This window comes from Nonomuraea sp. NPDC003201 (assembly GCF_053590415.1).
Genome location: NZ_JBSFTC010000128.1, coordinates 14,340 through 29,856, shown reverse-complemented (window position 1 = coordinate 29,856; position 15,517 = coordinate 14,340). Strand labels below are relative to the sequence as shown.

14 protein-coding genes are annotated in these 15,517 nt (G+C 72.4%); 9 read left to right on the top strand and 5 right to left on the bottom strand.

The features are described from left to right. The 5 genes from ACWDX9_RS34435 to ACWDX9_RS34415 all read left to right on the top strand — a co-directional run. Positions 1-1,957 (top strand): DUF4153 domain-containing protein (locus ACWDX9_RS34435; RefSeq protein WP_449961355.1); only part of this gene is annotated, 1,957 nt, incomplete at its 5' end. Between the two features lie 8 nt (positions 1,958-1,965). Beyond that, positions 1,966-3,507 carry an N-acyl-D-amino-acid deacylase family protein gene (locus ACWDX9_RS34430; RefSeq protein ID WP_449961352.1) on the top strand — a complete coding sequence of 514 codons (1,542 nt, stop codon included), beginning with the start codon at positions 1,966-1,968 and terminating at the stop codon, positions 3,505-3,507. Positions 3,508-3,555: 48 nt separating this feature from the next. Continuing rightward, complete coding sequence (locus ACWDX9_RS34425) at positions 3,556-4,623, top strand: alanine racemase (protein ID WP_449961349.1); 1,068 nt, start codon at positions 3,556-3,558, stop codon at positions 4,621-4,623. A 9-nt stretch (positions 4,624-4,632) separates the two neighbouring features. Then, positions 4,633-5,013: a RidA family protein gene (locus ACWDX9_RS34420; RefSeq protein ID WP_185071114.1), complete on the top strand. Its 381-nt coding sequence runs from the start codon at positions 4,633-4,635 to the stop codon at positions 5,011-5,013. A 9-nt stretch (positions 5,014-5,022) separates the two neighbouring features. Continuing rightward, positions 5,023-6,219, top strand: coding sequence for a hypothetical protein (locus ACWDX9_RS34415; protein WP_449961347.1), 1,197 nt, complete (start codon positions 5,023-5,025; stop codon positions 6,217-6,219). On the opposite strand, the gene ACWDX9_RS34410 is transcribed toward ACWDX9_RS34415, so the two are convergent. Beyond that, complete coding sequence (locus ACWDX9_RS34410) at positions 6,205-6,753, bottom strand: TetR/AcrR family transcriptional regulator (protein ID WP_449961345.1); 549 nt, start codon at positions 6,751-6,753, stop codon at positions 6,205-6,207. The two genes, ACWDX9_RS34415 and ACWDX9_RS34410, sit on opposite strands and share 15 nt — an antisense overlap. Positions 6,754-6,757: 4 nt before the next feature. Continuing rightward, positions 6,758-7,372 carry a LysE family translocator gene (locus ACWDX9_RS34405; RefSeq protein WP_449961342.1) on the bottom strand — a complete coding sequence of 205 codons (615 nt, stop codon included), beginning with the start codon at positions 7,370-7,372 and terminating at the stop codon, positions 6,758-6,760. A gap of 102 nt (positions 7,373-7,474) precedes the next feature. On the opposite strand from ACWDX9_RS34405, the gene ACWDX9_RS34400 reads away from it, so the two are divergent. Further along, positions 7,475-10,243 carry a helix-turn-helix transcriptional regulator gene (locus tag ACWDX9_RS34400; protein ID WP_449961339.1) on the top strand — a complete coding sequence of 923 codons (2,769 nt, stop codon included), beginning with the start codon at positions 7,475-7,477 and terminating at the stop codon, positions 10,241-10,243. Between the two features lie 7 nt (positions 10,244-10,250). On the opposite strand, the gene ACWDX9_RS34395 is transcribed toward ACWDX9_RS34400, so the two are convergent. The 3 genes from ACWDX9_RS34395 to ACWDX9_RS34385 form a co-directional block, all read right to left on the bottom strand. Beyond that, entirely contained in the window at positions 10,251-10,829 is a 579-nt protein-coding gene (locus ACWDX9_RS34395; RefSeq protein WP_449961336.1) for a TetR/AcrR family transcriptional regulator, read from the bottom strand. Between the two features lie 43 nt (positions 10,830-10,872). After that, positions 10,873-11,586 carry a hypothetical protein gene (locus ACWDX9_RS34390; protein ID WP_449961332.1) on the bottom strand — a complete coding sequence of 238 codons (714 nt, stop codon included), beginning with the start codon at positions 11,584-11,586 and terminating at the stop codon, positions 10,873-10,875. 697 nt (positions 11,587-12,283) lie between these two features. After that, the gene (locus ACWDX9_RS34385; protein ID WP_449961330.1) at positions 12,284-13,228 is read right to left on the bottom strand and encodes an AraC family transcriptional regulator; all 945 of its coding nucleotides are present in this window, start codon (positions 13,226-13,228) and stop codon (positions 12,284-12,286) included. 122 nt (positions 13,229-13,350) lie between these two features. On the opposite strand from ACWDX9_RS34385, the gene ACWDX9_RS34380 reads away from it, so the two are divergent. The 3 genes from ACWDX9_RS34380 (at position 13,351) to ACWDX9_RS34370 (ending at position 15,513) form a co-directional block, all read left to right on the top strand. After that, positions 13,351-13,911, top strand: a complete 561-nt coding sequence (locus ACWDX9_RS34380; protein ID WP_449961328.1) for an NADPH-dependent FMN reductase — start codon at positions 13,351-13,353, stop codon at positions 13,909-13,911. Positions 13,912-14,548: 637 nt separating this feature from the next. Beyond that, positions 14,549-15,283: a GntR family transcriptional regulator gene (locus ACWDX9_RS34375; RefSeq protein ID WP_449961325.1), complete on the top strand. Its 735-nt coding sequence runs from the start codon at positions 14,549-14,551 to the stop codon at positions 15,281-15,283. Between the two features lie 2 nt (positions 15,284-15,285). Next, positions 15,286-15,513 (top strand): 4Fe-4S dicluster domain-containing protein, encoded by a 228-nt coding sequence (locus ACWDX9_RS34370; protein WP_449961323.1) that lies wholly within the window; start codon positions 15,286-15,288, stop codon positions 15,511-15,513. Positions 15,514-15,517 lie beyond the last annotated feature (4 nt).

The following is a 15,517-nucleotide window of genomic DNA, read 5'->3' as shown; positions in this document are numbered from 1 at the left end:
CGCGGGGCTCACGGCGTCCGCGGGGCTCACGGCGTCCGCGGGGCTCACGGCGTCCGCGGGGCTCACGGCGTCTGCGGGCGCGTCCACGGGGTTCGCGGCGGGTGCGGGTGCGGGTGCGGGCGCGTTCGCCGGTGGCGGGGGTGCTGGGCTCGCGGCGGGTGTGGGTGCGTCCGGTGGTGGCCTTGTCGCGGGGGGCACTGGGCGTGGTGCCGGGGTGCCGGCGGGCAGCGCGTTCGTCAGGATGATCGGGGGTGCGGTCGTCGGTGTGCTGGTCGGGTTCCTGACCGGCCTGTTCGCCGCCGTGCTCGTCAGTGTGACCGTCAGCGACGGGATGGCCCTCATCACGCTCGTCATGTGCACCGCGCTCATGGGCGCGGTCGGAGCGGGGATGGGGGCCGGGTCCGGACGCCGGGCGGCCGCGGCGGCCTACCAGTCGGCGCAGGTCGCGGCGCCGTACCGGAGTCAGGGAGGGCCGCCGCCGCCCTACGTGCCGCCGCCCCTCTTCCCCAGGCCCGAACTGCCCGACTCGCCCCGCTGGCTGCTGCCCGCGGCGGCCGGGGCCGGGGTGTTCGCGGCGGTGGCGTTGCCCCAGGCGCAGGTCGGGCTGGGGATCGTGCTGGTCGCCATGGTTCTGGGCGCGGCGGCGCTGCCTGCCGTGTTGCGGCGGATGACGCCGTGGACGGTGGCGTTCGGGCTGACGGCGTACTTCCTGATCTCGATGGCGGCGGTGCGCGACGCCGACTGGCTGGTCGCGATCCTGCTCGTGGCGGGGGCCGGTCTGGGCGCGCTGGCCGTGTCGGGAGCCGGGGCCGGGTGGCTCGGCGTGATCAGGGGCGGCGTGTCCGTGATGCTGGCGCTCGGCCCGGTGCCGTGGTTCCTGGCCCAGCCGCTGAAGAAGCTGACCGCCAGGCGGCGCTTCATGCCGATGCTGGCCGCCCTGGGCATCACGGCGGTGCTGCTCCTGGTGTTCGGGCTGCTGTTCGCCTCGGCGGACGCGGTGTTCGCCTCCTTCCTGGAACGGCTGACGACCGCGCCGGACTGGGCGGAGTCGGCGCCGGTACGGATCTTCCTGTTCGGGCTGTTCGCCGTGCTGCTGGCCGCCGTGGTGCTGGTGGCGCTCAGGCCGGTGGTGGACCCCGTGGGGCCGGAGCCGAAGTTCACGGTGAGCAGGAGTGTCTGGATCGTGCCTCTCACGGCGGTGAACCTGCTGTTCGCCTCGTTCGTGGCGGTGCAGATCACGGCCCTGTTCGGCGGCAACACCTGGGTGCTGAAGACGGCCGGGCTCACCTATGCCGAGTACGCCAGGCAGGGGTTCTTCCAGCTCGTGGTGGTCAGCGTATTCGTGCTGGGCATCGTGGCGGTCGCCAGCGGGATGCTCAAGGTCGAGCGGCGCGAACGCTGGCTGCTGGCCGTGCTGCTCGGCGTGCTGTGCGGGCTGACCATGGTGGTGCTGGCCTCCGCCCTGCACCGCATGAACCTCTACACCGAGGCGTACGGCCTGTCCAGGTTGCGCCTGTCCGTGCAGGCCACGGTGTGGTGGCTGGGGACGCTGTTCGCGCTGGTGCTGCTGGCGGGGGCGGCCCGGCTCCTGGGCCGCGGCTCCGGCTGGCTGCCGCGTACGGTCGTGCTGGTCACCGGGCTGGGCCTGGGCGCGTTCGCCATCGTGAACCCCGATCTCCAGGTCGCCCACACGCAGGTCCAGGTGCGCGGCGTGACCAAGCTGGACTCCGACTACCTGGGCGATCTCGGCGCGGAGGCCGTACCGGCCCTGGACAAGCTGCCGGAGCCGCAGCGCAGCTGCGTGCTGGCCGACGTGGTCGCGGCCAACGGCCTGTCCCGCCCCGACCCCTGGAACGGCTGGAACCTCGACCGGGCCCGGGCTCGCGCCGTGCTGGCCGCCCGGCCGATCGTCAAGTCCGCGGAATGCCCTCCGGCGTATTCGCGCGGCTCTGATTGAATCTTGGTGTGAGGTTCGACGTAGTCATCAACGGCGGCCGGGTGCTCGACGGGACGGGCGCCCCGCCGTACCGGGCGGACGTCGCGGTCGCGGACGGCAAGATCGCGGCGATCGGGAGGCTGGGCGGCGCCGGGGCGGAGACCGTGATCGACGCGACGGGGCGGTTCGTCGCGCCCGGCTTCGTCGACTGTCACGCCCACGGCGACGCGGCCGTGTTCGACCCGGCGGTCCAGCAGGCGGCGCTGCGGCAGGGGGTGACCACGTTCGTGCTGGGGCAGGACGGCCTGTCCTTCGCCCCGGGCTCGGCCGCCACCGTCGCCTACGCCTCCCGGTACTTCGCCGCCGTCAACGGGCCGCTCGACGGGCCGCTCGCCGCCGATGGGCCGCTGACCGTCGGCGAGCTGCTCGGCGGCTACGACCGCGCCGTGGCGCTGAACACCGCGTACCTCCTCCCGCACGGCACCATCCGCTACGACGTCATGGGGCCCTCGCCCGAGCCGCCCTCCCGCGACCACCTGGCGGCCATGCTGCGGCACGTCGAGCGGGGCCTGTCGGAGGGGGCGGTGGGCCTGTCGACCGGCCTCGAATACCTCCCCGGCCGCTACGCCACCGCCGAGGAGCTGGCCGCCCTGTGCCGCCCGCTCGGCGGCCTCCCGTACGTCACCCACATGCGCGCGTACGGCCCTCAGGCCGGCGTGGGCATGACCGAGGTCATCGACATCGCCGAACGCTCCGGCGCCGCCGTGCACGTCTCCCACCTGCACGGCCCAGCTGACGTGCTGCTGCCCCTGGTCGAGGAGGCGCTCGGCAAGGGCGTGGACCTCACCTTCGACACCTACCCCTACCTGCGCGGCAACACGATCCTGGCGATGGTCGTGCTGCCCGGCTCCGTGCCGGGCGCCGAGACCGACCGGGCGCTGGAGATGATCGCGTCCGACGAGCTGGACGACTGGTGGCCGACGCTCGACGCCGTCTGGCCGCGGCTGACCGTCTCGCACGCCCCGGGGATGGAGTGGGCCGAGGGCCTGACCATCGTGGCGGCGGCCGAACGGGACGGGTCGGCGCCCGCCGAGCTCTGCCGCCGTCTCCTGACGGAGACGCGGCTGGAGGCGGGCGTCGTGTCCGCCCGCCCCGACGAGGGCCCGGAAGGGGAGGAGTCGGTACGCAGGATGCTCCGGCACCCCTCGCACACCGGTGGCTCCGACGGCATCTATGTGGGCGGTCATCCGCATCCGCGGGGTTTCGGGGCGTTCGCCCGGTTCCTCGGCCGGCACGTGCGGGAGCTGGCCGACTGGACCTGGGAGCAGGCCGTCGTGCACCTGGCCTCCCATCCGGCCAGGCGCTTCGGGCTGACGGACCGGGGGCTGGTGCGGAGCGGGTTCGCGGCCGACGTGGTGGTGTTCGACCCGGCGGCGGTGGGCGACCGGGCGACCTACGAGGCGCCGCGCACGCTCGCGGCCGGGGTCGACGACGTGCTCGTGTCGGGGGTACGCGTACTGGCCGGGGGAGAGCTGACCGGCGCCACTCCGGGGCGTGCGCTCCGTCCATGATTGCGGCGAAGGTCTGAGATAAGGTCGGACGCGGACGAAAGGGGCATTGTGCTCGGGCAGCAGGTCTTCGCGGGTGGACTCGAACTCCCCCTCATGGTCGTGCACCGGGACGCGCTGGAGCACAACATCGCGACGATGGCGGCTTTCGTCCGCGATCACGGCATGGAGCTGGCGCCGCACGCCAAGACGCACATGTCCGCTGAGATCGCCGCGCTTCAGCTCGAAGCGGGCGCCTGGGGGCTCACCGTCGCGACGCCGCGCCAGGCGCGGGTGGTCCGCGGGTTCGGGGTGGGCCGGATCCTGGTGGCCAACCAGATCGTGGACCCGGCGGGGCTCGACTGGGCCGCGGGCGAGCTGGAGCGGGATCCCGCGTTCGAGCTCCTGAGCTTCGTGGACTCCGAGGCCGGGGTGGACATTCTCGCTCGGCATGCCGCGTCCCGGCCGTTCCGGGTGTTGGTGGAGCTGGGGCACGAAGGCGGACGAGCCGGGTGCCGCTCCCTGGAGCAGCTGCTGAGCCTGGTGTCGTACGTGCAGGGGGTCCCAGGCGTCGAGCTGGCCGGGGTCGCCGGGTACGAGGGCGCGCTGAAGACCGCCGACGATGTCCGGAAATATCTGTACTTGCTGCAGGAAGCCGTCGAGTACGTCCGCCTCAAGAACCCGATCCTGACCGTGGGCGGCAGCCAGTGGTTCGACGTGATCGGCCGCGAGCTCGTCACCACCCAGGCCAGGATCCTGCTGCGCAGCGGCGCGTACGTCACCCACGACGACGGCTACTACCGCGAGCGCACCCCGTTCAACCGCATCGACGGGGAGCTGCGCCCGGCGCTGGAGGCCTGGGCGCACGTGCTGTCCACGCCCGAGCCAGGGCTGGCGATCGTGGGCATGGGCAAGCGCGACGCGCCCTACGACGAGGGGCTGCCCATCCCGCGCCGCGACGGCGTCACGATCGTGAAGATGCAGGACCAGCAGACGGTCGTGCGCGCCGACGGGCTCGAGCCCGGTGACCTGCTGGCCTTCGGCATCTCCCATCCCTGCACCGCGTTCGACAAGTGGCGCGTGCTGCCCCTGGTGGACCAGGACTACCGTGTCGTTGGCCAGATAACCACCAATTTCTAGGGAGACACGGTGAAAAAGGAGCTCAGGACCACCGAAGGCGCCGCCCCGATCGGCGCCTACTCGCAGGGTCTCGTGGTGGGTGACTTCGTCTACACCTCCGGCATGGGCCCGCTCGACCCGCAGACCGGTGAGATCGTCGGCGACGACGTGGCCACCCAGACGCACCAGGTCATGCGCAACCTCGGCGCCATCCTGGCCGCCCACGGCCTCGGCTTCGACGACGTGATCAAGTCCACGGTCCACCTGCAGCACCTCGAGCGCGACTTCGCCGCCTACAACGAGGTTTACAAGTCCTATTTCAGCCAGCCGTTCCCCGTGCGCACCACCGTAGGATCCCAGCTGTTGGGCATCCTGGTGGAGATCGACTTCGTCGCTCACAAGAGCGCTTAAGGTCTGCTTGTGGACAGTTCGGTGTACGTCTTCGTCGAGGACCTGCGCGGCGAGGGCGTCGAGCGGGTGCTCGACAGGATCAGCGCGTACGGCGTGAGCGGCATCACCGTCGGCGCCGTCCACCACGCCTCCCGCGACGTCACCCCGCACGGACTGTCCCGGCTGACCATCCGCCACGATGGGGCGCACTTCCCCCCGCCGTCCGATCTGTTCGCCGGGCTCCGCCTGTCTCCCGTGCCCGGCTATCTGAACGCCCTCGACGGGCTTCGCGAGGCTTGTGCGAAGCGGTCCATGAAGCTCCACGGATGGACGGTCTTCCTGCGCAACGCCACGCTCGGCACGAAGCATCCGGACGTGACCGTACGCGACTGCTTCGGCGACCGAGGCTCCCTGACCGACCTGTGCCCCGCCCACCCCGACGTGCGCGAATACGCGGTCGCGCTGGCCCGGGCGGTGGCCAGGCTCGGGGTCGACAGCGTGGTGGCGGAGTCGCTGCACTTCAGGCCGCTCAAGCCGCAGCGCTCGTTCGTGCCGCTGGGGCCGATGGACACGTACCTGTTCGCGCTCTGCTTCTGCGACTACTGCATGCGCCGCGCCACCGACCTGGGTGTGAACGCCGAGGTGGCGCGCGACGAGTGCGCCAGGATCGTGGGCGGCGTGTTCGACGGCGACCCGCCCGCGCAGGGGGAGGTGACCCGGGCCGCGCTCACCGCGTACGCGGGGCCCGACGTCGTGGCCTACGCGCGGGCCCGGTCCGAGACCGTCACCACGCTGGTGTCCGAGGTGGCCTCGGCGGTGGCCGACGAGGGCTCCAAGCTGGTGTTCATCGACTCGACCGGCGCGGTCAAGGGCTACACGGACGGGCTGCCGACGCCCGGGCTGGCGGCGCACGACGCCTGGCAGCTCGGGGTCGATCTGGTGGCGCTGGGTGACCTCGTCCCGGCCTTCGGGGTGCTGGCGTACGCGCGGGACGCGGCTCGGGTGGCCGACGACGTGGGCGCCTACCTGCGGTCGGTGGGCAAGGACCGGGAGGTGCGGGCGGTGCTGCGGCCCGGCTACCCGGACAGCGACTCGACGGACCGGCTGGTGGCCAAGGCCCGGGGCGCGAAGGCGGCGGGCGCGCTCGCCGTGGACTTCTACGCGTACGGGCTGGTGCCCCACCCCGTGCTGGACCGCATCCCGGCCGCGCTCTCAGAAGCGTTGTAGCCCGTCCAGGAGGGCCGAGACGGCCGCCGTGGGGAAGTCGTCGGCGACGGGCAGGCCCCGGAAGACCGCCCGCATCCACACGGCCCCGGCCAGCAGGTCGACGATCAGCATCGGGTCCACCGACCCCTTCAGCTCGCCCCGCCGTACCGCCCGCTCGAAGATCTCCCGCTCCCGCGCGAAGCGGTCGGCGAAGAAACGGCGGGCGTCCAGCTCGGGATGGCGGACGGCGGCGGCCAGCGCGGCGACGGCGATGTCGCTGGACGGCGGCTCGGTGAGCAGCCGCCGCACCCCCTCGACCAGCGCGACCAGGTCACCGCGCAGGCTCCCCGTGTCCGGCGCCTCGAACCCCAGCACGTCGGCCTCCACCAGCGCCGCCCCCAGCAGGGCGGCCTTGGAGGGCCACCAGCGGTAGATCGTCGTCTTGTTGACGCCCGAGTGCTCGGCGACCCCCTCGACGGTCAGCCCGTCGTAGCCCTTCTCCGCCACCAGCCGCAACGTCGTGTCGAAGATCTCCTGCTGTTTCCTCGGCGCCATAGGGTCATTTTCTCCCGGCGAAGGCCGTGGCCACTCCCAATCCCAGGTAGACGAAGCCGCTGACGTACCGGAGGGTCTTGGCGCGGGTGGTGAGCCGGGTGCCGAGGGCGCCGGCGGTGCAGGCGTACACGACGTCGGAGATCAGCCCCAGGAGCAGCAGCGTCAGGCCGAACAGCACCACCTGGAGGGCGGGCGAGCCCGCCTCCGGGCGCACGAACTGCGGCAGGAACGCCAGGAAGAACAGCGCCACCTTGGGGTTCAGCACGTTGACCAGCACGCCTTCGAGGAAGACCTTGCGCAGCGGCTGGGGCGGCGGCGCCACGCCTTCCGTCTCCTTGCCGGTGAACGCGCGGATGCCGAGATAGACGAGGTACGCGACGCCGGCCCACTTGACGACCGCGAACAGCGTCGCCGACTGCGAGATCACGTACGACAGGCCCGCGGCGGCGGCCGCGATGTGCACGAGCGTGCCGGTCTCCACGCCGAACGCGCTGGCCAGGCCCGCCGCCCGGCCCTGGGCGAGGCCCCTGGCGGTGATGTAGAGGTGGTTCGGGCCGGGGATGAGCACCAGGGCGAGCGAGGCCGTGATGAAGAGGGCGAAAGTCGTTGGCTGAATCACGAAACAGCAGCGTAAAATGCCTTTGGTATGCAGATGAGGGCCAATCTTGCTTGAGTTTCCTGGACCAATAAGTTGTCGGCGCAGCGTGGCATAGTTTCTGGCGTGAACGGTCTTCTCGTCGGGCGCTCTACAGAGTTGTCCGGACTTGTGCGGGTGCTGCAGTCGGCAGCCGAGGGCACGGCCGGGGTGGCGCTCGTCGGCGGAGACGCGGGCATCGGCAAGACCCGGCTGATCTCGGAGCTGGTGTCCGAGGCCCGCGAGCGCGGTTTCCACGTGCTGGTCGGCCAGTGCGCCGAGCTGGGCGACGCGCTGCCCTACCTGCCGCTGGCCGACGCGCTGCGCGGCGCCGAGCCGGCCGTGCGCGAGGCCGCCGCCGCCCATCCCATGCTGGGCCAGCTGCTGCCGGGCGTGGAGAGCGCCCCTTCGGCGGGGCTCACGCAGCAGCGGCTGTTCGGCTCGCTGCTGGGGCTGCTGGCCGACGTGCAGCCGGTGCTGTTCGTGATCGAGGACCTGCACTGGGCCGACCGGTCCACCCGCGACCTGCTGGTCTTCCTCAGCCGCATGGTGCAGAGCGAGCGGGTCTGCGTGGTCGGCACCTACCGCACCGACGACCTCCACCGCCGCCACCCGCTCCGGTCCGTGCTGGCCGAGCTGCGGCGGCTGCCCACGGTGATGGGCGTCGAGCTGGGGCCGCTGGGTTCCGGCGACATGTCCGACTATGTCACCACTATGGGTGAGGTGGGCGCTCAGGAGCTCGGCCTCATCGTGGCCCGCGCCGACGGCAACCCGTTCTACGCCGAGGAGCTGTTCGCGGCGATGGCCGAGGGCGACAGCCTGCCCGACGGGCTGGCCAGCCTGCTGATGTCCAGGGTCGAGCTGCTGTCGGAGGCCGGGCAGCGGGTGCTGCGGGCCGCCGCCGTGGCGGGCCGGCGGGTGGAGGACGAGCTGCTGCGGGAGGTGTCGGGGCTGCCGCTGGCGGAGTTCGAGGAGGCGGTCAGGGAGATCGTCTCGCGCGGGCTGCTCAGGGTCGACGGCTACGGCTACACCTTCCGCCACGCCCTGCTGCAGGAGGTGGTCTACACCGATCTGCTGCCCGGCGAGCGCACGCGGCTGCACGCCGCCTTCGCCAAGCTGCTGACCTCACCCGCCGAGCTGGCCCACCACTACCTCGCCGGTCACGACCTGGCCGGGGCGCTGGCGGCCTCCGCCGAGGCGGGGCGCCTGGCCGAGCGGCTCGGGGCTCCCGCCGAGGCGCACAGCCACTACGACCAGGTGCTCGGCCTGTGGGAACGGGTCGAGGGCGCGGCGGAGCTGGCCGGGGAGGGCCGGTTCACGCTGGCGCTCCGCAGCGCCGTGTCGGCGGCCGACAGCGGCGACAAGCATCGTGCGATCACCCAGCTCAAGGCCCTGCCGCAGACGTCCGAGGTCAGCGAACGCCTGGCCTACTACCTCTACGAAGCCGACGACCAGCCGGGCGCCATCGCGGCGGCGGAGCGCGCGGTGGAGAGCGCCGAGGATCAGCCCGCGCTCGCCCGCGCCCTGGCCACCTATGCCCGCACGCTGCTGTGGAGCCCCCGCCACCGCGAGGTCGAGGCCCTGACCGCGCGGGCCCTGGAGACCGCGCGCGCGGCCGGTGCCAGGGACGCCGAGGTGGGCGCCCTCCTCACGCTGGCCGCCTACGTGGAGCACCAGGGCGACGTGGCCAGGGCTCACGAGCTGATCGAGAGCGCCTCCGCCGAGGGCTCCGGCGACCTGGCGATGGACCTGCGCGCCCATTTCCAGCACGCCCGCATCCACTACGAGCAGGGACTGCTGGTCAAGGCCGCCGAGGTGGCCGACGTCGGCGTCCGCGTGGCGTCCGAGACCGGGCTCAGGTGGAGCACTTACGGCACAGACCTGCGCTTCCTGCGGTTCCTGATCCACTACGTGGCCGGTGAGTGGGACCAGGCCGAGGCGGTCGCGGCCGGCTTCGGCGCCCGGGTGGGCACGCTGCCGGAGGCGACGCTGTCGTCGTTCGCGCTGTTCATCGAGGTGGCGCGGGATCTGCCCGCGGTCGAGGCGCGGCTGAGCTGGGTGCGGCCGTTCTGGTACGACGAGCTGGCCGGATACATCTCCCGAGGCCTGGCCGCCGAGCACGCGCTCTGGCACGGCGACCCCGCGGCGGCGCTCGACCACGTGCGGGCGGTCCTGACGCCGATGGCCGATGGCTACGCGTGGATCCTGCGGCTGTCCGCCATCGGGTTGTGGGCGCTGGCCGAGCTCGGCACCACCGAGGGCGCCGACGAGCTGCGCGCCCGCGCCCGCCTCGTCGTCGAGTCCGGGCCCACCGGCGAGCCCGGCCACCTGGGGCCCGAGGGGCTGGCCTGGGCGGTGCGGGTGGAGGCCGAATGGCATCGCGTGCACGGGCGGCTCGACGTGGAGCTGTGGCGCCGGGTCGTGGAGGCGTTCGACTTCGGGTTCGTCTACGAGGTGGCGCGGGCCCGCTGGCGGCTGGCCGAGGCGCTGCTGTCGGCCGGCGACCGGGAGGCGGCGCAGGCGGAGTGGGCCCTGGCGCGGGAGACGGCGGAGCGGCTGCGGGCCACGCCGCTGGCCAACGCGCTGCAGGAGTTCGGGCGGCGGGCCCGGTTCGTGCCCGCCGGCGGGCGCGGCGGCGGGCATGGCGGCGGGCATGGTGACGGCGGGCTGACGGTCCGGGAGGCGGAGGTGCTGCGGCTGGTCGCCGAGGGCCTGACCAACCGGGAGATCGCGGAACGGCTGTTCATCGCGCAGAAGACGGTCAGCGTGCACGTGTCCAACATCCTGGGGAAGCTGGAGGTCTCCACCCGCACGCAGGCGGCCGCGACCGGACGGCGGCTGGGGCTGCTGGCTTAGCGCGCGGTCAGGCGGGCCGGGTGAGGTGGTCGATGAGCAGGTCGATCCTGGCCTCCTGGTGCTCGGCCGGGATCCGCCGGTCGTGGGCCAGGGTGGCCAGGCCGTGCAGGGAGGCCCACACCACCTCGGCGAAGACGCCGGGATGGTGCTCACCGGCCACCGGCTCCAGCGCGAGCACGAACTCGCCGAACGCCGCCCGCAGCTCCTCCGGCGTCTCGTCGGTGGCGAAGGGGATGGCGACGGGCATGACGAACATGGCCTCGTACAGGGCGCCGTGGGTGCGGGCGAAGTCGAGGTAGGCCGTCGCCACCCGGCGCAGCACCGCCTGGGGGTCGCCGCCCGCCGTTCGCGCCGCCCGAAGCTTGTTCGCCAGCTCCACGAACCCCTCGATCGCCACCTCCCGCACGATGGCGTCCTTGCCCTTGAAGTGGCTGTAGAGCACCGGCTGGCTGTATTCGACGCGCTCCGACAGGCGCCGGGTCGTCACGGCCTCCCAGCCCTCTGACTCGGCCAGTTCGCGGGCGGCGGTGATGATCAGCTGGTGGCGCTGCGCGCGTTCGCGTGCTCGGCGGGCGGCTATCGACATACCCCGCACGCTAGCATGACTAGCAGTCCTAGCGTTGCTCCAGTCAGCTGGTGATGGTCAGGTCGCGGAAGAGGAAGTAGCTCGCGATGTCGCTCTGCAGGTACTGGTGGTAGTACGTGGCCATGGGCTTGGCGGCCTTGTCCGCGGTGAGGACCGTGATGACCACGTACTTCTTGGACGCGCCCGAGCGCATCTTGCCGTAGGCGTAGCTCTTGAGCGTCTTGTCCGTGCGCCACTTGACCGCGTCCGAGGTGAGCGACGCCAGGCGCGTGGCCATGGTCTTGGCGGCACCCTCGCTGGGGAACGACAGCAGGAGCTGGACCGCCTTGATGTGCCCGCCGTTCGCCGAGTACGCGAGCTGGACGGCACGCTGACAGTTGTTCTTGGCCAGCACGCCCTGGCCGTCCACCGGGTCGCAGCTGTCGTACGTCCACCCGGCGACCTTCTTGGCCTGGAGCTTCACGTCTCCCAGCTTGAAGTCCCAGTCCTCGAACTCGTCGTCGGTGAGCGGCGAGCCGGGATCCACCCGCTTCGAGGTGCTGGACCTGGTGTCGCTGGGGGCCGGGGTGGGCTCGGCGGGCTCGGAGGTGGGCGGGTCCGACGGGGCGGCCGATGGCGGGTCGGACTGCGGTGCCGCCGTGGTCGTGGGGACCGGGTCGGCGGTCGGCAGCGCGACGGGCGATTTCTGGCCGGAGTCGCGCATGTAGAGGAACGCGACGACCCCGCCGCCGATCAGGAGAACCGAGACCAGGCCCACGACCAGGCCGATGACCAGGGCGTTGGTGCTCTTCTGCGGCGGAGCCGGGGGTGGCGGCGGGCCCGGGACGGGGCCTGGGGCCGGGAGCAGCAGCGTGCCTTGGGGGCCGGTCGGGTTACCGTAAGGCGGCCCGCCCGATCCCGGCGGCTGCCCATGCCCGGCCCCGTAGCCACCTTGCCCGCTCGGCGTCCCGTACCCGGGCGGCGGGACCCCCTGCCCACTCGGCGGGCCGTACCCGGGCGGCGGGGCTCCCTGCCCAGGAGCGGGCCCGTATCCGGGTGGCGGAGCTCCCTGCCCAGGGGGTGGGCCGTATCCGGACGGAGGGGACCCTTGTCCGGAGGCCGGGCCGTACCCGGGCTGAGGGGACCCTTGACCAGATGAGGGGCCGTATCCGGATGTGGGGGGAGTCTGCCCATTCGGCGGGCCGTATCCGGGTGGGGCGCCATGCCCGGGTGGGGCCGGGTAGCCGGGTTGGCCGTAGCCCGGTTGGCTCTGGCCGTAGCCGGGCTGCTGAGGAGGGCCGGCTTGGCCGGGCGGCGGGCCGTAGGGCTGCTGCTGTGGGCCGTACCCCTGCGGCGCTCCTTGCGCGCCCCACGGGCCTTCCGGCGGGGGCTGGGGCGGGGGAGGCTGCGGAGGGTATGCCATTGCTCCATTGTGGGGTAGCTCATCCCCATCTGCCCCAGCCGCCCCCCAAATCTCAGGAGGCCGTACGCGCCTCTTCGCTCACCTGGCGGCGGTATTTCCCGGGCGCCAGCCCGTACTGCCGCTTGAACGCGTTCCCGAACGCGAACTCCGACCCGTACCCGACCCGCTGCGCCACTTCCGCCACCGAGACGTCGGACTCGCGCAGGATGCGGGCCGCCGTGGCCAGGCGCCACCACGTGAGGTACGCCAGCGGCGGCTGCCCGACGAGGGAGGTGAAGCGGCGGGCGAAGCCGGCGCGCGAGAGCCCGGCGTGGGCGCCGAGTGACTCGACCGTCCAGTGGTGGGCGGGGGCGCGGTGGATGGCGTCCAGCGCCCGGCCGATGGCCGGGTCGGCCAGCGCGGCGGCCCAGCCCGACTCCCTGCACGCGTCGGACTCCAGGTCGAACCAGGCCCGCAGGATGTAGAGCTGGAGGACGTCGAGCAGGGACGTGACGACGGTGTCGGCGCCCGGCCGGGGGTTGTCGATCTCGCCGGCGAGCAGTTCGACGGCTGCCCGGAGCTCGGGGTGGTGGCCGAGCGTGGTCGGCAGGTGGATCACGTCGGGCAGCGCGTTCAGGATCGGGTGGGTCCTGGTGGGGTCGAGCTGGTAGCCGCAGCAGAGGGTGACCGTCTCGGCCCCGTCGCCGCCCTCGATGGTCGAGGCGAACAGCTCGGCCTCCAGGTACGGGTCGCAGACCGGCGCGGCGAGCGGCGTGCCGGGAGTGTCGGCCAGGCCGTACCCGTCGCCGTGCGGGAAGAAGACCACGTCGCCCACGCTCAGCGGCATGGGCTCGCCGCCCGGCGGGATCAGCCAGCAGGACCCGCGCAGCACTATCTGGAAGCCGGCGGCCCCCGGCACCTTCGGGAACTCCTTGCCCCACGGGGCCCGCCAGGAGATGCGCACGGAGGTCGGGCGGCCGGTACGCATGAGGGCGACGACGTCGCTCAGCACATCCATGTCATCAGTCTAAGGCCAGAGACTCTCGCGTATAAAAAGTAGTGTTTGAAGCATTGGATATCTCAATACCGGCTCCTACTGTGGGTCAGGCACTTCCTGACTCGCTGAGAGGACCGATTGACATGATCAGGGTTGGCATCATCATGGGGAGCACCCGTCCCGGCCGCAACGCCGAGGCGGTGGCGCAGTGGGTCCACGAGCTGGCGGCCAAGCGCGGCGACGCCGAGTACGAGCTGGTGGACCTGAAGGACTACGCCCTGGGCAACCTGGACGAGCCGCAGCACCCCGCCGCGGGGAACTACGCGCACGAGCACACCAAGCAGTGGGCGGCGAAGATCGCATCCTTCGACGCGTTCGTCTTCGTGACGCCCGAGTACAACCACTCGATCCCGGGCTCGCTGAAGAACGCCGTCGACTTCCTGTACGCGGAGTGGACCAACAAGGCGGCCGGTTTCGTGGGTTGCGGGGTGGGCGGCGCGGTCCAGGCCGTCGGACACCTGCGCGATGTCCTCTCCAATGTCGGCGTGGCCACTGTGCAGCAGCAGGTCGCGCTCTCGATCTTCACGGACTTCGAGAACATGACCGCGTTCAAGCCCGCCGCCGTGCACGAGGACAAGCTCGGCGTCATGCTCGACCAGGTCCTCGCCTGGGGCGGCGCCCTCCGCCCGCTGCGGGCGGCCTGACCGCGCGGTCGCGCCTTAACCGGCCAGTCCTCGGCCCGTCGCCACTGTCCGGGCGGCTCGACGGGGCTGGTCGGCGGGCCCGGGGTGGGGTGGGCGCCGGGAGCCGTCCCCGACGCCACGCCGGACGCCGACGCAGGGACGCCGACGCAGGGATGGCGACGCAAGGGTGCCGACGCAGGGGTGGTGGCGTAGGGATGGCGCTGTGGGGATAGCGGTGCCGGGGCGATGGCGTAGGGGGACGACGGCGCCGGGGCGACGGCGCTGGGGAACGGCGGCGAGGGGTGAAGGCGAGGGGTGAAGGCGCGGGGTGACGGCTGGATGCCTGGGTTTGCCGCAACTGGCCGGGGATCGGCCGAGCTCGGCGCCTGAGGACGGCGGCCGTCCGTCTGGGGGACCCGGGGCGAGGGCGTGGCCGGTTGGTGGTGTGGCAGGGCGGGGGCGGGAGCGCGCGGGGTGGTGGCTTGTCGTTTTCCCGGCGGCGGGGTGGCAGATCTTGGGGTCGTTCTGGGGGAACGGCTGATCGGGGGTGGGGCGGCGGGGCGGTCGGGTGGCGCAATCCGACTGTTATCCCTATTTCCCTACCGGATTGCTAGGTTGTGCTTGTCGGAGGCCGATTGAGGACCGCCGGGAGGCACAAGTGGGACCCACACGGCGCCGGGCCGACCATGCCCGGCAGGTGGCCGACCTGCTGCGCAGGCAGATCGTCCACGGGCACTTCCCGCGCGGCCAGTTGCCGCTGGAGGCGGCGTTGGCGCGCGAGTTCGGCGCCTCGCGCAACACCGTGCGCGAGGCGCTCGGGCTGCTGCGCGAGGAGGGGCTGGTCGAGCGGTGTCCGGGCGTGGGCACCACGGTGGCCAGGGAGAAGTACCCGCACGGCCTGCACCGGCTGCTCGGCCTGGCCGAGACCCTGCACGAGCACGGCGAGGTCACCAACCAGGTCAGGACCATGACCCTGATGGAGCCGCCCAGGGCGGTCAGCCACCGGCTCGACCTGCCCGCCGGCGAGCAGGTCGTCTACCTCGAACGGCTGCGCCGCCTCAACGGCCTGCCCCTCTCCCTGGACCTGACCTACCTGGTGCGGGACGTCGGAGAGCCGCTGTTCGACGCCGACCTGGAGCACAACGACATCTTCGTGCTGCTGGAGAGGATCACGGGCCAGCCGCTCGGCACGGCGGAGCTCACCCTGGAGGCGGTCAACGCCGACGCGCACACCGCGGCCGTGCTCGACGCGCCGCCCGGCGCCGCGCTGCTCATGGTCGAACGGCTCACCCACCTGGCCGACAGCCGACCGGTCGACCTGGAGTTCATCCGCTTCAGGGGCGACCGGCTGACCATGCGCGGGCACCTGAACCGCGCCACGGACAAGGAGTGACGATGGCCCTGATCACCCAGCGGGTCGAGGTCCCCGTGACCATCGACGAGGCGCTCTGCATCGACGGCTGCACGCTCTGTGTCGAGGCCTGCCCGCTGGACTCGCTCGCGATCAGCGACGAGACCGGCAAGGCGTACATGCACGTGGACGAGTGCTGGTACTGCGGCCCCTGCGCCGCGCGGTGCCCCGTGGACGCGGTCAGCATCAACATCCCCTACCTGCTGCGATGAGGGA